Annotated in this window: 16 protein-coding genes; 10 read left to right on the plus strand and 6 right to left on the minus strand. The window is 51.3% G+C overall.

The features are described 5' to 3' along the window. Positions 1 to 31: 31 nt before the first annotated feature. The 3 genes from H583_RS0120835 to H583_RS0120845 all read right to left on the minus strand — a co-directional run bounded on the left by H583_RS0120835 (position 32) and on the right by H583_RS0120845 (position 3097). Entirely contained in the window at positions 32 to 748 is a 717-nt protein-coding gene (locus H583_RS0120835; protein WP_028562174.1) for a glycosyltransferase, read from the minus strand. Positions 749 to 879: 131 nt separating this feature from the next. Beyond that, on the minus strand, positions 880 to 1965 hold the full coding sequence (locus H583_RS0120840; RefSeq protein ID WP_028562175.1) for a glycosyltransferase family 4 protein: 1086 nt from the start codon (positions 1963 to 1965) through the stop codon (positions 880 to 882). Between the two features lie 133 nt (positions 1966 to 2098). Continuing rightward, positions 2099 to 3097 (minus strand): ketoacyl-ACP synthase III, encoded by a 999-nt coding sequence (locus H583_RS0120845; RefSeq protein ID WP_028562176.1) that lies wholly within the window; start codon positions 3095 to 3097, stop codon positions 2099 to 2101. Positions 3098 to 3301: 204 nt separating this feature from the next. Here H583_RS0120845 and H583_RS35490 point away from each other — a divergent pair, with 204 nt between their 5' ends. The 4 genes from H583_RS35490 to H583_RS0120865 all read left to right on the plus strand — a co-directional run bounded on the left by H583_RS35490 (position 3302) and on the right by H583_RS0120865 (position 6170). Continuing rightward, positions 3302 to 3928 (plus strand): YhcN/YlaJ family sporulation lipoprotein, encoded by a 627-nt coding sequence (locus H583_RS35490; protein ID WP_161631209.1) that lies wholly within the window; start codon positions 3302 to 3304, stop codon positions 3926 to 3928. Between the two features lie 241 nt (positions 3929 to 4169). Further along, complete coding sequence (locus H583_RS0120855) at positions 4170 to 4394, plus strand: helix-turn-helix domain-containing protein (protein WP_028562177.1); 225 nt, start codon at positions 4170 to 4172, stop codon at positions 4392 to 4394. Positions 4395 to 4968: 574 nt separating this feature from the next. Continuing rightward, complete coding sequence (locus H583_RS0120860) at positions 4969 to 5652, plus strand: TerC family protein (RefSeq protein ID WP_028562178.1); 684 nt, start codon at positions 4969 to 4971, stop codon at positions 5650 to 5652. A 122-nt stretch (positions 5653 to 5774) separates the two neighbouring features. Then, positions 5775 to 6170, plus strand: coding sequence for a thiol-disulfide oxidoreductase DCC family protein (locus tag H583_RS0120865; RefSeq protein WP_028562179.1), 396 nt, complete (start codon positions 5775 to 5777; stop codon positions 6168 to 6170). Positions 6171 to 6183: 13 nt separating this feature from the next. Here H583_RS0120865 and H583_RS0120870 read toward each other — a convergent pair whose 3' ends face one another. After that, positions 6184 to 7056, minus strand: coding sequence for an SDR family oxidoreductase (locus H583_RS0120870; protein WP_028562180.1), 873 nt, complete (start codon positions 7054 to 7056; stop codon positions 6184 to 6186). 152 nt (positions 7057 to 7208) lie between these two features. Then, positions 7209 to 8153: a glutaminase A gene (glsA, locus tag H583_RS0120875; RefSeq protein WP_028562181.1), complete on the minus strand. Its 945-nt coding sequence runs from the start codon at positions 8151 to 8153 to the stop codon at positions 7209 to 7211. A 104-nt stretch (positions 8154 to 8257) separates the two neighbouring features. Here glsA and H583_RS0120880 point away from each other — a divergent pair, with 104 nt between their 5' ends. The 5 genes from H583_RS0120880 (at position 8258) to H583_RS0120900 (ending at position 15738) form a co-directional block, all read left to right on the plus strand. Continuing rightward, entirely contained in the window at positions 8258 to 8929 is a 672-nt protein-coding gene (locus H583_RS0120880; protein ID WP_028562182.1) for a tetratricopeptide repeat protein, read from the plus strand. A 39-nt stretch (positions 8930 to 8968) separates the two neighbouring features. Then, complete coding sequence (locus H583_RS0120885; protein ID WP_028562183.1) at positions 8969 to 10717, plus strand: sensor histidine kinase; 1749 nt, start codon at positions 8969 to 8971, stop codon at positions 10715 to 10717. A 140-nt stretch (positions 10718 to 10857) separates the two neighbouring features. After that, the gene (locus H583_RS0120890) at positions 10858 to 12525 is read left to right on the plus strand and encodes an SWIM zinc finger family protein (RefSeq protein WP_028562184.1); all 1668 of its coding nucleotides are present in this window, start codon (positions 10858 to 10860) and stop codon (positions 12523 to 12525) included. Further along, complete coding sequence (locus H583_RS0120895; protein ID WP_028562185.1) at positions 12522 to 15425, plus strand: DEAD/DEAH box helicase; 2904 nt, start codon at positions 12522 to 12524, stop codon at positions 15423 to 15425. Before H583_RS0120890 ends, H583_RS0120895 begins: the two co-directional genes overlap by 4 nt. A 40-nt stretch (positions 15426 to 15465) precedes the next feature. Further along, positions 15466 to 15738: a hypothetical protein gene (locus H583_RS0120900; RefSeq protein WP_028562186.1), complete on the plus strand. Its 273-nt coding sequence runs from the start codon at positions 15466 to 15468 to the stop codon at positions 15736 to 15738. Positions 15739 to 15752: 14 nt separating this feature from the next. Here the strand turns inward: H583_RS0120900 and yfbR are convergent, their stop codons facing one another. Next, positions 15753 to 16373 (minus strand): 5'-deoxynucleotidase, encoded by a 621-nt coding sequence (gene yfbR / locus H583_RS0120905; RefSeq protein ID WP_028562187.1) that lies wholly within the window; start codon positions 16371 to 16373, stop codon positions 15753 to 15755. Between the two features lie 115 nt (positions 16374 to 16488). Here yfbR and H583_RS0120910 point away from each other — a divergent pair, with 115 nt between their 5' ends. Beyond that, positions 16489 to 18036: a fumarate hydratase gene (locus tag H583_RS0120910; RefSeq protein WP_028562188.1), complete on the plus strand. Its 1548-nt coding sequence runs from the start codon at positions 16489 to 16491 to the stop codon at positions 18034 to 18036. Positions 18037 to 18099: the final 63 nt, after the last annotated feature.

Genomic DNA, 18099 nt, shown 5'->3' on the forward strand with positions numbered 1-18099 from the left:
GCAATAAAAGCTATCGCTATGAATAGAATTCTCAGCCGGGAAGTGATGCGGTCAATGAATCCAGCATCGCCCCGTACTGCTGGCCAATGAGCGCCAGCTCCTGCTGGATCTGCGGCAAAAAGCGCACTGTTCCCATGCCGGAGTGGCGGCGGTAGACAGTCAGGGGCTGATTAATATAATGAAAGTCGACCCGTGAAAGCAGGACACGTATCCATAATTCGTAGTCATGCGTATATTTCAGGCCTTCGTTGAACCAGCCAAGCGCAGGAAGAAGCTCGCGTCTCATCATTACAGTACAGCCGTTCACCGGACATACCCGGCGGAAGGACTCGATAAAGGAACGGGCGGTAGGAAATTTCATGCCTTCGCCGATCACCGTAATTTGCCCATGCTCATTCATGACATCAAAATCGGTATGGCTGATTTGAGCGCCAATCTGCTCCATGAATGATGCCTGAAAAGAAACTTTATGCGGGGCAAAGCGATCATCCGAGCTTAGCCATGTGACATATTTGCCGCTTGCTACACGGAAGCCATAATTCAGCGCACTAGCTGTCCCGCCGTTAGCCTTGCCAATATAGTGGATGCTCGAATGGTAAGGGGCGAGTCTTTCCTGATGCATCGTAGAGCCGTCATCCACGACGATGACCTCAATATTGGGATAGGTCTGATGCAATGCACTGCTTACGGATTGTTCGATATAAGGGCAGTTATAGAAAGGGATTACGATCGATACTAAAGGTAAAATGATTATTCACCTCCATCCCGCTTGTCATTACAAATCAATATATGGCAGGATGGCCCGGGAGGGCACGGACAAGTGCGGTCATACCCGGATTTCTTTTTTTGAAGCAACACGAATTGTTTGCTTGGTATCTTCTATAGAGGGAAACCCATTGCCCGTAGAACATTGAAAACATCTTCCACATAACGATGGGGCGAAAAATGCTGCCGGATATGCTCCTGGCCTTGGGTTCTGATGGAACCGCGCAGCGTAGAGGAGGAAATCAGCTCCAGCGCTTCTGCTGCTGCAAGAGAAGGAATATGCTCCATAATCAACTTGCCCGTGCGGTTATGTTCAATAAAGAACTGCACCCCATCGGAAGCAGTAGCAAGAACCGGACATTGGCAGCTCATCGCTTCTGCAACTGCATAGCCAAAGCCTTCAATATGAGAGGTGGAGAACATCAAGCCTCCTGATCGGCCAACTTCATAAAAGTAACGGGGCATCTCATGATGTGGAACATTGGAGCGAATTGTGAGGCGCTCAGAAAGCTGATACTGTGCGACTAGCGCTTCAAAATAAGCGCGCTCAGCCGGATCGTACAGATTGGCATCTTGAAACATCCACAGCTGCAAATCCGGAACGCTTTTTATGAGTTCCACAGCCGTTTCAATGTAAAGCAGCCAGTTTTTGTTCTTTTCCAGCCTGCCTACCCAGGCAAGAACAGGTCCTTTCGCATCGGGGAGACTCGTTTCAGACGGCACAGGCGGACAATTCTCGGTATCAACTGCATTCTGAATATAGAACTGTGGGAAACCGGCTAAAAATTCATGATAAAGCTGCATCAGATGGGGAGTAGGGGTGCATATGGCTGCATCGGCGTAGCTTTGGATATAAGGAGCAGCCACACCCATCAATTCTCTGGCCTGGCTTAGCATTCCAAGTCCTTGGGCTTCATAAATAATGCGCCCCGTATGACCCATATTCCTCAGACGGGGCAGCATTAGGTAATCGCTTGTACATATAATGGCGTCGTATTGGTACATTTGGATAACTGGTGCAATCTCATGGTCCAAATCCGAAATAAATAAGGGGATATCTTTAATATTTTGCTTCCCTGCGCCATCCCGCAAATAAAGCAGATGGGTCTCAATACCAGCCTTCATCAATGCTCTGCAGCGGGTACGGTTCAAGGTCTCAACGCCTCCGCTGGGGATGTAATACGTAAACAGTATGCGCAAGCGAAACCCCGCCTTCCGTTGGTGTCCAACATGGTGGATAAGTTCAAACTTCTCCTTATTTATAACCTATGTCGGGCCAAGCAATGAGGCGTGGGATTATGCACCGGGGAGCCTGCCCGATCACAGTATAATATCAGGAAGCCAGCGTCCATTTTAGCAGGAGTGCTGCTTGGGTCAAGCCGCCGCCGAAGCCATAGAGCAGCAGGAGCTGATCTTGTTGTACCTTGCCAGTCTTGATTCCAAGATCAAGTGCCAGCGGGATTGTTGCCGCTGAAGTATTTCCGTAGTAAACCATACTGTATAATGTCTGATCCATCGAAATGCCGGTACGTTCACAAATGGCTTCAATAATACGCAGATTCGCGCTGTGCGGAATAAACCAATTGATATCCTGAGTAGTAAGGTTTTGCTGCTCAAGCAGTTTCTCTACGCCTGCGGTTACACGAGTGACTGCCCATTTATATACCTCCCGGCCATTCTGCACCAGCTTGCCTTTACGGTCAACCGGGATGCCTCCTATATGATTTGAGAGATGGGAGCTGTAGACGTTATGTCCGAGTTTGCCTTCTGTGTGTGAATAGGAAGCGAGGAATGAATCAGACTGGTCGGCTTCAACAAGTACAGCTCCAGCACCGTCTCCGAACAAAATGCATGTTGTCCGGTCTGTGTAGTCTGTAACCTTGGTCAGCGTCTCGGCTCCGATCACAAGAATCTTGCGGCAGATGCCGGAAGCCAGCAAACCTGACGCCATCTGCAATGCGGCGACGAAGCCTGCACAGGCCGCCTGAAGATCAACCGCGCCGCTTGAAGCAATATTGAACTCAGCCTGAACGCGAGAGGCTACAGCCGGGGTTATTGTATCCGGTGTAGTAGTGGCGACAATTATATAATCAACATCCTCTATGGTAACCGGGTAACGGGTAAGCATGTCGCGTACAGCACCAAAGCACAGATCACTTGTAAATTCATGCTCCGCAGCCGCTCTGCGCTCTACGATACCCGTTCGTTGAACAATCCATTCATGATTTGTATCGACCATAGCCTCCAGATCACTGTTGCTGATCACGCGCTCGGGTACATAGCTCCCTATGGCGGTTATTGCTGCGCGGGCCGAGTAAAATGATTGAGTCATTCGCCATTCCTCCTTGGTTCTAAAACCTGATATTAGTACCAGGTGCTAAATTTAAGTTAAATGTATACAACTTGCGAACAATTGTCAATAAAAATTCCGTTCATCTTACATCTTTTTTTACTGCTGGCTGCCAATCTTTTGGCCGTATAAGGGATGGTATATTGTCACACGATATGAAGGACAATTGTCTGAATGGAGGAGCTAATGATGATGAAACGTAGTTTCACTGCGCTGACAGCAAGTATTGCTCTTGCTGCCATGCTGACAGGCTGTGCAAGCAACCAGGGGGAAGTAGGCAATAAAAGCTATCAGCAAAACAGTGTGCTTCGGGATGCCAATGGCAACCGGATCATGAATAAAAGATTTGCCAATGATCAAGGCAATGAAATGAACCGTGTCAATGGACGCCGCCTCAACAGCAACAATGTCTTAGGTGCTCATCAAAATTATAAAATTGATATGAGCGAATCCGCGGCGAATCATGTGGTATCTCTCAAAGAAGTACATTCTGCTTATGTCATGCTTGGAGACAAAAATGCTTATGTAGCTGTAAATCTCCATGATTCCCGGATGCCCGGAACAATGAGAACCCACTCGGCAGGTACGGATGTTGCTTTAACGGATCACCTGAAGGAAAAGATTGCTGCTGAAGTAAAAAAAGTTAAACCGGACACCCGGCATGTCTACGTATCTACAAACCCGGATTTTGTCGGACGCATGACCAGCTATATGGAAGATGCGCGAGCAGGCCACCCGATTCAGGGGCTGATAGCTGAATTCAATGCGATGGTCGAGCGTGTATTTCCTGAAAGGGCAGCAGGTACACGATAATCACGCTAATACTCATTATGAAATTTCTCAAAGGCTTCAGACAGGTTTTATCCTGTACTGGAGCCTTTTTATTTGCCTGTCCCAATCGCTTGCGGCTGAAAAGGCTGAAGCGGGTCAAACGCTTGCTGTGCCCAAATTTATCCCTTACCGCACCACTCTTGAATCCCTTTCATACTATATTTTGACTGTATCCCTTAACCTTGTTATACCACAAAAACCCACGCAAGGAGGGGTGACTCATTTGAAGGCCAGCGAGCACAAGAGCAAATTTTTGTTGACGCATCGTGAACGTGAAGTATTCGAACTATTGGTACAGGATAAGACAACACGGGACATAGCGCAGCAGCTATTTATCAGTGAGAAAACCGTCAGAAATCATATTTCTAACGTCATGCAAAAATTAAATGTCAAAGGCCGTTCCCAGGCCGTTGTCGAACTAATTAAGCTTGGAGAGCTTACTATCTAATTGCGTTCGCCCCGGCTGAGCATGAAGCCTTCCTGAATCCCAGACCAGGAAACAGGAGGGCTATTTTATTTATTCTCATTGTGCAAATTTTCAGATCACATGACAGCAGTTCAAGAACAGAATATGCCTGTTCAAAAATATTCTTGACGAATCCACTGCTGTTATGTAAAATCTGACTTATAAAGGGGAGTAGCTTTTACAACAAGGTCGTCAATTCACGAGGTTATCGCCTCCGGCTTTGTTGGCAGCGTTCCGTTGTTAGCCAGACCTTTACCGCAGGGTAAAGGTATATCTTTTTATGACCATTACCGTTTGCGGTAGTGGTCATTTTTATTTTCCGGAGGAGGGATAAGCCCAATCAGCCAAAACAACGAGTGAAATACACATAGTTTGGAGACTTTAATGAAATATAAGAATTATCCCCGATAATGACTTATATTTCCCGCGAAGCAAACGACGCTTCCGTTAACACATGCCGGGTAGGGCGGTCTGCTTTGACCGTTTGCCGGTTGTTGCAAAGGAAAGCTTTTGTTTCGTGTTTCAACATAAACGATAGATGAAGGAGTGGCACATTATGGAGCTTTTTACACCGGAGTTTTGGTCAGCTCTATTGGCAATTGTAATTATTGATTTGGTATTGGCAGGGGATAATGCGATTGTAATCGGAATGGCAGCAAGGAATTTGCCTAAGGAAAATCAAAAGAAAGTGATCTTCTGGGGAACTTTCGGCGCGATTGCGATCCGCAGTGTGTTGACACTAGTCGTTGTATGGCTGCTGCTGATCCCGGGTCTGCGTGTCGTTGGCGGACTGCTTCTGGTTTGGATCGCTTACAAGCTGCTGGTTGAAGAAAAATCACATGAAGTGAAGACAGCCACAAATCTTTGGGCAGCTATCCGTACGATCATTATTGCGGATACGGCAATGGGATTGGACAACGTCCTTGCAGTCGGTGGCGCAGCCCACGGCAACTTTGTACTGGTCGTCCTCGGTCTGTTGATTAGCGTGCCGATTGTCGTGTGGGGAAGTACGCTGATTCTGAAGCTTATGGAACGTTTTCCATTTATCATTTATATCGGCTCCGGGGTGCTTGCCTTTACAGCAGCTAAAATGATTGAAGAAGAGCCTCTGCTGAATGGAATTTTTGGCGAGATGGCTGCAATCAAATGGGGATTCAGCATATTGGTGGTCGTGCTCGTTCTTCTGGCGGGCAGATTGAAAAACAAAAGCAAAGCACGCGCTTCCGTATCGACCTCTTAAACCAAAATTAGAAATGAAAAACGGCCGTCTCAAGCAGACCGGCCGTTTTGTGTATCCCATGAAAAATTCAGATTGCTGCTGATATTCAGGTTATAATAGAAATAAAAAAAGGGGTGCGGGCTGTGAATAATGAAGCGATATTGCTATATGACGGCGTATGCAGCTTTTGCAACAGCAGTGTCCAGTTTATTCTTAAACGGGACCCTCACGGGTATTTCCGCTTTGCTGCTCAGCAGAGCGACACAGGCCAGAAATTAATGAAGGATCATGGAACAGAGCATGTGGACGGGATTGTATTAATAGAGGGAAATCGCAGCTATGTGAAGACGGATGCAGTTGTACGTATTTGTCGTCATCTGCCATGGCCGTGGAGGCTGGGGGCAGCGCTTGTCGTTATTCCGCGTTTTGCCCGTGAATTTGCCTACGGAATTTTTGCCCGCAACCGCTATCGCTGGTTCGGCAAGCTGGACAGCTGCATGCTGCCCACACCGGAGCAGCGCAGCCGTTTTATTGATTAAGCCTGGAGTGTGATTATCCGTTGACGACCTCGCCACCGTTAATATGCATCATCTGTCCCGTCATATAGGAAGAGTCATCTGAGGCCAGATAGACGTAGGCAGCTGCCAGCTCGGCAGGCTGTCCGGCCCGCTTCATCGGCGTATCCGAGCCAAAGGCAGATACCTGCTGCTCGTCAAAGGTGGACGGGATTAATGGTGTCCAGATCGGACCCGGCGCGACGCCGTTCACACGAATGCCCTTCTCCGCCACATTGATGGCAAGCGAACGGGTAAAAGAGACGACAGCCCCTTTCGTAGCAGAGTAATCAAGCAGATTGGCGTTGCCCCGGTAAGCTGTAATGGAGGCTGTATTGATAATGGAGGCTCCCTGCTTCAAATGAGGCATAGCTGCCTTCGTTACATAGAAGTAGCCGAATACATTGGTCCGAAACGTCTTGTTTAATTGGTCCGCTGTTATATCCTCAATTTTCTGCTGCGGATGCTGCTCGGCGGCGTTGTTGACCAGCACATCGATTTTGCCGAAGGTGTCGATTGTATCCTTCACGCATTCTTTGGCAAAGCGCTCATCGCCTATATCGCCCGCTATGAGCAGGCACCGCCTGCCTTCCTGCTCGATTCGCTTTTGCGTCAGCCGGGCATCCTCATGCTCGTCCAAATACACAACAGCCACATCGGCGCCTTCTTTGGCAAAGGCGACGGCAGCCGCCCGGCCGATTCCGCTGTCTCCGCCTGTAATCAATACGGCTTTGCCCTCCAACTTGCCGCCTGCCCGGTATTGCTCTGATTCAAATACAGGCAGGGGCTTCATATCGGATTCCAGCCCTGGCTGCCGCATTTGATGCTGGGGCGGGAACGTTTGCTTGGTTTGCTTGGAAGACGGGCTCATGATACTTCCTCCTTCAGTTCAATTTGGACCGCTCACCTTATGTTGGCAACTTGGGGAAAAAAAATACCCCAGAGCCTAAGTGAACTTTAAAAACCATTAAACTTCTCAAGGTTTTCCAAACATCAGAAGGGGGACTTTCCCAGTAACATGTATTAGAACATGCTCCACCCGTAAGACCGGGAAAGGGATTCCAATAGATGCACGCCTGCGGTGCTGTTGCCCTTGCTATTGAGCGCGGGCCCGATCACGCCAATGCCGTAGCGGCCGGGAACCAGCGCCAGTATACCGCCGGAAACACCGCTTTTCGCCGGGATTCCGGCCTGGATGGCAAATTCGCCGGATGCATTGTACATCCCGCAGGATATCATGAAGGTTTTGGCAATTTGAACATACCGCTTGGGTATGAGCTGAACGCCTGTTGCCGGATCTGCCCCCTGATTCGCAAGAATCACAGCCATAGCAGCGAGATGGCCGCAGTTCGTCTCAATGGAGCAGTGGCGGAAGTAGACATCCAACACTTCCTCAACGTCCGTATCCTCATCAAGCACCTGATTTTCCTTCAGGAAATAAGCGAGTGAGCGGTTGCGGTGTGCCGTACGCTTTTCAGACAGGTAGACCTTCTCATTGACGGTGAGACTGGCATCACCAGTAAGAGTATGGAAAAACTCCAGCACCCGACCGGCCTTCTCCTGGGGCGATTTCCCTTTAATCATTGAGGAAACGGCAATTGCGCCCGCGTTAATGAGCGGATTAAACGGAATGCCGGGCTCCACAAGCTCCAGCTTGAGCATGGAGTTAAAATCATCCCCGGTAGGCTCCTTGCCAACCTTGGTGAAAACAGTTTCTTCCCCGTTATCCATCAAAGCAAGCATCAGTGTAAATACCTTGGAAATACTTTGCAAAGTGAAGGAAATGCTGCAATCTCCTGCGTGAATAACATTTCCTTGCCGGTCGGCAATTGTAATTCCCAATCCCTGTGCAGGCGCATGGGCCAGCTCGGGGATATATTCGGCTACCTGACCATGTATCGTCTCTTTGCGGCTTTGTTCCAGAAGCTCAGGCAATTCATTTTTTAATTGGCTCCACTCGTTGTGCATCGCTTGATCCTCCTGTATGTATACTGCTTTTATTCTAAATTCCCGAATCAACATTTGTCACCATTTATGTTATGATTATATGATGAAGCATCGGAGGGGAAGAGATGGGTAAGTTTTTATTGTTTCCGCTATTATGGTGGCTGTTCGGCAATCCATTCGTCGCCATTATAGTCCTGCTCATTATTGCTTATTTTATTGACCGGCGTTTCATTGGCTTGACGCCAAGTCTGGTTCGCCCGTTCAAGAGGCGAAGCCGGATTGCAAAACTCCGCCAGCAGCTTTTGCTTAACCCTGGCGACGTGACAGCCAAGCAGGAATTGGCCCGGCTTTATATCGAGAAGAAAAATTATCGTGAAGCGCGCAAATGGCTGGAGTCAATCGGGGATGTGATGGAGCATTCGGCAGAGTTTTGGGATGATTTGGGCACAACCTACATTCATACCGGAGATGCTGCCCGCGGTGAGGAAGCGATCCTGAAGGGGATCAGCATCAATCCTAGAGTCAAGTACGGACAGCCGTATTTGAGGCTGGCTCATCTTCATTCGAATGGAGATCCCGGCAAAGCGCTGGACTATCTGGAAACGTTTCGTCACATTCATTCTTCCTCTTGTGAAGCTTATTACAGACTCGGGACGATTTATGAGCAGCTCGGACGTTCGCGTGAAGCGGCAGAAGCTTACCGCGAAGCCGTGAATATATACCGTTCCCTGCCCAAATACAAAAAGCGGCAGGAAAGAAAATGGGTTATTCGCTGCTTATTAAAAAAACGGAAGTAAACTTTTGCGAAAAGAAATATACCACAGGGGTTGTAACAGATGATGCGACGAAACAGATGGCTGCTGCTTGCCATTGTGATCGTGATGCTGTTATTAATCAACAACACGGTCTATTATTATACAACGAAGCATTCGCTTGAAGAGAGTCTCAGCCATGAGATGAGCTCTGTCGCCAAGCAGATTGAAATATCGGTGGAGCAGTCGAGGCTGGGAGCAGAGAAATACCAGGAGCTGATCGGCAGCGGGCTGCGAACGGCAGCAATAGCCGCCCAATATGCGCTTGATCCGGATATCGAGAAGGTCAGCAATGAGCAATTGGCCGAGCTTAGTGAGCGGCTTGGTGTTCTGCATATTACACTGCTCAAGCGGATAGAGAATGATATTGTGCTGTACAAATCCTCTGACCCAAAACAGCTCAACGTCAAAACCTCCACCTGGAAGCCGTGGTACCAGGCTTTTAACGAGTTGTTTGACAAGCAGGATGTTACAATTGATTGGGGGCAGCCGCTCAAAAACTTCTGGACCGGGCCGTTTGAAGTCGCCACGACCGATACGAGCAAAGTCCGCAAGTGGGGCTATTATTATGATGGTTCGACGAACTATATTACAGATCCGTATGTCAGCTATGAAATGCAAGAGGAATATGAGAATATTACTGGCGTCAGCAAGCTGATTGAGAGAACATTAAAAGAAAATGCTTCGCTTCTGGAGATTACCGCTTTTAATCCGAAGACCTTCCCGCTTGGGGAAATGACAACCAAGACCGAGAGCGGCGAAGACCTCAAGCATATTACTCAACAGCCGGTTATATTCGGCTCCTATCAATTCAAGGGCCAGGCTGACGCCGAATACATTGCCAAGGTCTACGACACGAACGAATCACTGACGGTGAATACAAAGATTAACGGCAGGCATGTGCTGAAAAAATTTGTTCCTGTGGAAATAAGCAAGGTAGCCAGCATATTGGATGAGACCGGACAGCCGTTAGACCGGTATGTGCTAAGCCTGGTGTCGGATTACCGTTCTATACAGGATACATTGGACAACCAATTTTTTAATATCGGCTTCATTATTATCATTGTCTCGCTGCTGAGCGGATTGATTATCTGGATCTCGCTGCGTGCCTTACGCACTTCTCGCGACCGGGTCGCCAGGGAGGCCCAGGAAACGTATCTGACTGAAATGAATCAGCTATATAATTCGATTCGGGCTCAACGGCATGACTTCATTAATCATGTCCAGACGATGCACTCGATGGCGACGTTGAACAAGGTGAATGAGCTAAAAGCGTATGCCAAGGAGTTAAGCGGAGAAGTTCATGAACTGAGCGAACTGATCACAATTGATAATCCCGCTATTGCTGCGCTTGTGCGCTCCAAGCTGTCCCAGGCGGCCGGTCAGAAGACGCGTCTGGAATGCAGCTTTGAAGGGATGGGGACACTGGAATTAGGTGTCAAATCACTTGATCTGACCCGGATGCTGGGCAATCTGATCGACAATGCACTGGATGAGGTCAGCCATTATCCGGAGGAGAAGCGGCTCATTGAACTGAGAGCCTCAGCAGATGCACAACTGGAATTTAGCATCTCCAACTATACGGAGAGGGCCGGTGTGCTCAAGGAAACTTCCTGGTTTGAGGCAGGTTATACGACAAAGGGCGGCGGGCATCAGGGTCTTGGCTTGTCAATAGTCCGCAACATGGTGGAGCAATACAAGGGACAAATGCAAGTTCAGCTGGACCAGCCGCAAAAAATAACGATCGTGATTCATATTCCGAATAAAAAATAGGCGTCCCGGCGATGCCTCAGGCTGTCTATCGCCGGGCACGTGCCCGCGCGGCGGACAGCTTTTTTTAATAAAGGACATCAAAGCCGTTTACGCTTGGTTCAGAAACGCTGCGGTAATATAAACAGATGGGGGAGAACAGCATGGATGGACTCATACGCCTGGAACAACAGCAAATGGCCTATCTGGAGGAGCAGTTCGGCTCTCAGATGCCGCGGCATATATTATCCAATGGATGGGATTATTACAGCAACCGCAGAGTGTTGACCACCGAGGTCATTGACGGAAATTCAATATACGGTGCAGTAAATGGCAGCAGTGTGTATGCCGTCGTGCTGGACTCCGATGAATTCGGCTACAGCAAGTGCACCTGTGATTATGAGGGCTACTGCAAGCATATGGCCGCTGTTTATTATCAATATTGTGCATTGATCGGCATGGACCCTGAGGAGATGTACCGGCATTTGATCAGCGAAGGGACAATCGAGCAAAAGCGCATGAAGCGCGAAATGGCCGCTAAGCGGCCGCCGGATAATGCCGGGCCTGCTGTATGGAGAGAATGGTTCAGCAAGATGTACGGCGAGATGTGGAAGCAATGCAAGCAATCGCTCCATCCGTTGCAGGCAGTGCTGTCTGAAATGAAGGGCACAACCAAGCATTGGGAAAAGAACCGGCAGCGGCTTCACTGGATGCATGCGATCGAATTTGTGCTGGAACAGGTAGAGCTGGCCTATGAAGCGACAGACAGCTACAGCCGCTACTATTATGAGATGTCTTTCAATCGTACGGTTGATCCGTGGATACTCAATTTTCATGAGCTGACCCTCGCCATGCAGCCATCCGCATTGGATGAGGAGGAAGAGTTTTGGCTCGAATCCTTGACGTCCGCGCTGCGGGAGCGTGCTCTTCGCAAGGCGGCGAGCCTGCTCCGCTGGGATCTGCTGTATCATGTACTGGCAGAGAAGCTGGCTGAGGACGCTGCCTGGCGCAGCGGCGAGCGGGGACTGCTGGGTCGCGTAATGGCAGAGCTTGAGCGGGAGACGCTCATCAATCCTGCTATGGGGACGAACGGGCCGGAGTTGGTGTCCGATGTTCCAGTTTCCCGGGCGGAAGCTCCGCAAGGGAAGCAGCAGCGGCCGGAAGCATTCATTCAAGCGGCTCTTGCCTGTCTGGATATGGTGGATGGAGACGATGCTGATGCTGTGCGCCGCATGCAGGAGACGGAATTTGAGCGGACCTCGGATCTTGTATACAAGTTTGTCAACCGGCGGCTGGAAGACCGCCTGTGGCCGGCGTTCCGGCTGTGGATGGATTATTTGCATGAAAAGCTGGAAGGCAGCCGCAATGCGACAGTGCTGAGGCCTTATTTAACCTTGTGCAGGCAGGCGGATGTGCTGGGAGGCGGAGGAGCGGCGGAATGGAGCGGCAGGCTGATCTTCTTCCTTCCTGCTTCCTACCATGAGCTGGCAGCTCACTGGCTGCATACAGGGCAGTATGAAGAATGGGCGGATTTACAGCTCTATCTCGGTATCCGGCCTGATGAACTGGATGTCGCTGATATGCGCTCGGTGAGCAAATCAGCTCCCGGCAGTCTGATTCCGATGTACCATCAGGCGGTAGATGAAGCGATATTGTCGCGCAACCGGCAAGGGTACAGGACGGCGGTCAGGCTGATGAAGAAGCTGGAGAAGCTGTATCTGGAGGACGGCCGGACGGAGAAGTGGAACAAGTATGTGTCCGGGATTGCCGATAAATATCAGCGGCTTCGAGCGTTTCAGGAAGAGCTGTGGAAAGGGAAGGTCATGACATGATAAAAGCGGCGGATCGCCTCGTCTGGGCTGTGGACGGGAACTGGCTCAATAATGAAGGCCTGTGGATGAGCTACAAGGATGTTTCTGGCTCTGTACAGCGTCTGAAGCAGCTCATGTTTGCCTGGCATGAAGGCTCCTGGTACGGGGCAGAGATCGAAGAGAAGACCATACAGGGAGTGAACGGTCTGCTGGTGCCCCCGCTGCTGGCTATTGATTATCTGGCGATGCCTGCCCATGCAAAGTTAATGAAGGTTCAGTGGAGCAGCCGGATGGAGCTTTATATTGAAGCTGCATCACTGCTGCATCGGGCCCTTCTGGAGGGCTGGTATGCGCCGAATCCTGCGGGCTGGAACGGTCCAAGATGGATTTTGCATCTGCCACAGGAGGCTCAGGAAGCCTATGACCGCTGGCTGCAGGAGGCTGCTGCTGAGGGATTGAAACCGGGGCTGGCGGATGAATGGCTGAGCCTGGCCGCTGATGAAGCCATTGAGAGCAGCGGAGAAGCGCGCCTGGCTTGGTCATATCTGTCTTCGAGGATGGGTAAAGGCACAGGCGACGGCATTACCCGGGATAAAGAGGATTGGTGGTCGCAAATCGGCTGGATGCAGGATAACACGCCCTTCCGAATCGTCCTGCAGCTGGCAGAGCCGCAGGAAGACAGGAGCTGGAGGCTTCATGTTTTGCTGCAAAGCCGGGAGGAAGATGCTCTTCCTGTTGTTGTAGTGTACAAGGACGGACATTGGCTGCCGGAGGCATCGGAAGGCTCGAGTCTGCCGGAGCATTGGGAGCCCGTTATGCAGGAGAAGCTGACCAAGGAGCTACGCCGCTGGATGGATGCCTATCCGCCGCTTGCAGCTGAGACGGGGGATATGCTGAAGAAATTCCTTACTGACCAGGAAGCCTGGATGCTTCTGGAAGAAGGCAGCGTCAGACTGCTGGAGGCGGGGAGTTCGTTGCTGCTGCCTGCCTGGTGGGAGGCCGTGCGCACCCGGAAGCCGCGGTTGAAAGCGCAGATCAAGTCATCCGTTGGCTCTATGTCTGATCCTGTATTTGGACTGGATGCGATCGTCGATTTCGATTGGAAGCTGGCGGTAGGCAATTTGGACTTGTCCGAAGAAGAATTCTTGAGGCTGGCTGATGAGAAGCGCAGGCTTGTGCAAATCCGCAGCGAGTGGGTTTATTTGAACCCGGACGATGTCGAGCAGATCCGCCGTTGGATGAAGACCAAGGGAGGGAAGAAGTTGCTCTCCCTCAGCGAAATGCTGGAGCTTCATCTTCGCGGCGGCTGGCCGGACCGCTACCTGGACGAGGAGTTGACCGGTGCAGGAATTGAGGCTGAGGTGGAGCTGAACGCTCACATGGAGCACTGGCTGGACCAGCTTCGCCACACAAGCGAGCTGCCGCTGGTTGATAAGCCTGCCGCCTTCCTCGGCGAGCTGAGGCCTTACCAGCTTCAAGGGCTGTCCTGGCTCGCTTTCCTGAGACGGTTCGGACTTGGAGGCTGCCTTGCAGATGATATGGGACTGGGCAAGACGATCCAGTTCACCGCATATATGCTGCATATTAAAGAACAGGCTGCAGTCAGATCAGCTGGGGCCTTGACAGGACCGTCACTGCTGATATGTCCGACATCAGTCATCGGCAACTGGGAGAAGGAGCTGGAGCGCTTTGCCCCGACACTCAAGGTTGTTGTGCATTACGGGCCACGCAGATTGAAGGGGGAGGAATTCCGTGATGCGGTACAGGATGCGGATCTAATCATTACTTCATATGCGCTCGCTCCGCTTGATGAGGAGGAACTGGGCAGCATCAAATGGAATGCACTGTGTCTGGACGAGGCGCAAAATATAAAAAATGTCTATACGAAGCAGGCGGGGGCGATCCGCCAGATTCCCGCGTATCACCGGATTGCCATGACAGGAACACCGATGGAAAATCGGCTTACCGAGCTGTGGTCCATTCATGACTTCATGAATCCCGGTTATCTCGGCACGCTGGCGGAATTCAGGCGCGAGGTCGTCCAGCCGATTGAGCGGACCAAGGATGAAGAGATGATCATCCGGCTCCAGCGCTGGGTGCAGCCGTTCATGCTGCGCCGTCTGAAGAAGGACCCGGCAATTGCACTTGCGCTCCCTGACAAGCATGAGGCCAAGACCTATATTTCGTTGACAGTCGAACAAGGGACATTGTATGAGAATACGGTCAGCGGCCTGCTGGAGAAACTGAACACGCTGACGCCAATGCAGCGGCGCGGATTGATCCTCGCAACTTTAACCAGGCTCAAGCAGCTATGCGATCACCCGTCACTATTGCTCAAAGACCAGAAGGGCGGTGCAGCCAAATGGGAAGCGGAGCGCTCCAACAAAGTGACGAGACTGCTGGAGATGGTGGAGGAAATCGCGGCGAAGCAGGAACGCTGCCTGATCTTTACCCAGTTTGTTGATATGGGCAACATGCTGCAAACCGAGCTTGAAAAGCTGATTGGATTGCCGGTGCCATTCCTGCACGGCGGCGTCTCCAAGGCGGAGCGCGATGCCATGATTGCAGATTACCAGAACCCTGAGCAGGAGCGGTGCGCGTTTATCTTGTCCTTGAAGGCAGGCGGTACGGGACTTAACCTGACCGCAGCGAATCATGTCTTCCACTTTGACCGGTGGTGGAATCCCGCAGTGGAGAATCAGGCGACGGACCGCGCCTTCCGGATCGGACAGCAGAAGGAGGTTCAGGTGCACAAGTTCGTGACGCTCGGTACGCTGGAGGAAAAAATCGATGATATGATCTCGCGCAAGCAAGCAATGAATGAACAGGTTGTCAGCAGTTCTGAGAGCTGGATCACGGAACTGTCTCATGAAGAACTGACCGAGCTGTTTACGTTGCGTAAAACATGGCTGAGCGGGTAAAGGGAAGTTAAGATAAGTGAACAGATAAAGGGGTGGGGCTATGAGCGGAAAACGCGAGCAAATCGCCGGCAGGGGGCAACAGGTGACGGCAGACGACAGGCCGGCTGGGATGACCCGTCCGGAGAGCGGTAGCGGGGCCGGCAGGGAAGACGGCGGGCATGGAGTGCACGGGAACCTCCCGGCTCCTCTGTCCGCTGCTCCACAGCCGTCTGCGCCGCTGCCAGCCCAATCGCTGACCGGGGCAGATCCGCAATGGCAGGAACTTTACGCGGCCATTCGCAAGGCGGTGCTGGAGCTTCGCTCCGGGTCTTAAGCGACCGCGGCTAATCAGGATTCCGACAGCTCATCCAGTGTCTTGCCAAGGCCAGGAGCGAGGTACGTAAGGAACCATTCCACCTCAGGCATTTCCAGCTTGGCAAGGGCATGCTCGGTCTGGCCCTTGGCGACAGCAAATTCACGGTTGCCGGAGGACAGCTCAGATACACATTTCAAATAAGCGTCGAGCAGATCGGCAGCTTTCAGATATTTTCTCAGTTCCAGAGCGGCAGGATCAACCGTTGATTCTGCCGTTTTGTCATGTCCTTGAGCCCCGATAAGCGGCTCGTAGGCTTCACGGAGCGGCTCGGGCACCATGCCAAGCAGGCGGTCTGCGGCAAGTGCTTCCAACTCGCGGAAGCTGGCGAGCATCTTCGGGTTGTGATGCTTGACTGGTGTTGGGATATCTCCGGTGAACACCTCAGCTGCATCGTGGAACAGTGCCATCGCGGCTGCACGGTCACTGTTCAGCTCGCGCCCGAACAATCGGTTGCCGATTTCACACAGCATATGGACGAGCAGCGCGACATGATAGGAATGCTCGGCGACAGTTTCTTTGGTCGTGTTGCGCATCAGGCTCCAGCGTTTAATATAGCGAAGACGGTACAAATAAGCGAAAAAATGGCTTTCCATTTTAGAAAAACTCCCTGCTTGTAAACTTTTAGCCCGTCATGCTCAAAAAGGGCTAACTATGCTATTATAATATTAAAGCTGAAATGCGACCAGAGAGAGGAGCAACGAGGACGATATGAACCGTTTTGAAGACAGTGTCTATCAACTAATAGTAGAAACCTCAACGAACCTGCCGGGGGATGTCCGCCAGGCTATTAAGGCTGCTCAGGAGGCTGAGGACAGCGCCACCCGTGCAGGCCTTTCCTTATCTACCATCGCTACAAATATTGAAATGGCTGAAAATAAAGTATCTCCAATCTGCCAGGATACGGGTATGCCTACCTTTGTCGTGCATACGCCGGTTGGAGCCAACCAGCTCATTATGAAGGAACAGATACGCACCGCGATCGCCAAAGCAACGAAAGACGGCAAGTTGCGCACCAACTCCGTCGACTCTCTGACGGGGGGCAATACCGGTGACAATCTCGGGCCTGGTACGCCGGTCATTCACTTTGAACAATGGGACAAGGACGATATTGATGTCCGTCTGATTCTCAAGGGCGGCGGCTGCGAGAACAAAAATATCCAGTACAGCCTGCCGGCCGAGCTTGAAGGGCTGGGCAAGGCAGGCCGCGATCTTGACGGCATCCGCAAATGCGTCATGCATGCAGTGTATCAGGCACAGGGTCAAGGCTGCAGCGCCGGATTCATCGGTGTCGGCATCGGCGGCGACCGGACAACCGGCTACGAGCTGGCGAAGCAGCAGTTGTTCCGCCGCGTGGATGATACGAATCCGATTCCGGAATTGCAGCAGCTTGAGGAATACGTGCTGGAGAATGCCAACAAGCTCGGGATCGGCACGATGGGCTTTGGCGGACAAGTCACCTTGCTTGGCTGTAAGGCTGGTGTCATGAACCGCTTGCCTGCAAGTTTCTTCGTCTCCGTTGCGTATAACTGCTGGGCATACCGCCGCCAGGGCGTGCTGATCAGTGTCGAGACAGGCGAAATCAAGGAATGGCTGTACCCGGAAGGCCAGGAAGTGAAGATGAAGTCTGATCTGGCCAGCAGCGCGGAGGAAGCGGCTGCGGCTGGAGGCACAGAACGCAGGGAGGTCGTGCTGAACACACCGCTCACGGAGGAACAGATGCGCAGCTTGCGGGTTGGTGATATCGTCATCATCAACGGCGAGATGCATACTGGCCGTGATGCCCTTCACAAGCATTTGATTGATCACGATTCTCCGATTGATCTGAACGGCTCGGTTATTTACCATTGTGGTCCGGTTATGCTCAAAGACGGCGAGCAGTGGCAGGTCAAGGCAGCGGGTCCTACGACCAGCATCCGCGAGGAGCCGTATCAGGGCGACATTATCAAGAAGTTTGGCATCCGTGCTGTCATCGGAAAAGGCGGCATGGGCGCGAAGACGCTCGCGGCGCTTCAGGAGCATGGAGCGGTCTATCTGAATGCGATCGGCGGAGCGGCACAATATTATGCCGAATGCTTCAAGAACGTGAATGGTGTAGACTTTATGGAATTTGGCATTCCGGAAGCCATGTGGCATCTCCAGACTGAGGGCTTTGCTGCAATTGTCACCATGGATGCCCACGGCAACAGCCTTCACGCTGATGTGGAGCAGAATTCGCTTGAGAAACTGTCCCAGTTCAAGGAGCCTGTATTTAAATAAAAAGAGGGATGACTTACGCGATCTTTTGGACTTGCCTTCAACCATTATTTTGAACGCTGGATG

This window comes from Paenibacillus pinihumi DSM 23905 = JCM 16419 (assembly GCF_000422505.1).
GTDB lineage: Bacteria > Bacillota > Bacilli > Paenibacillales > Paenibacillaceae > Paenibacillus_D > Paenibacillus_D pinihumi.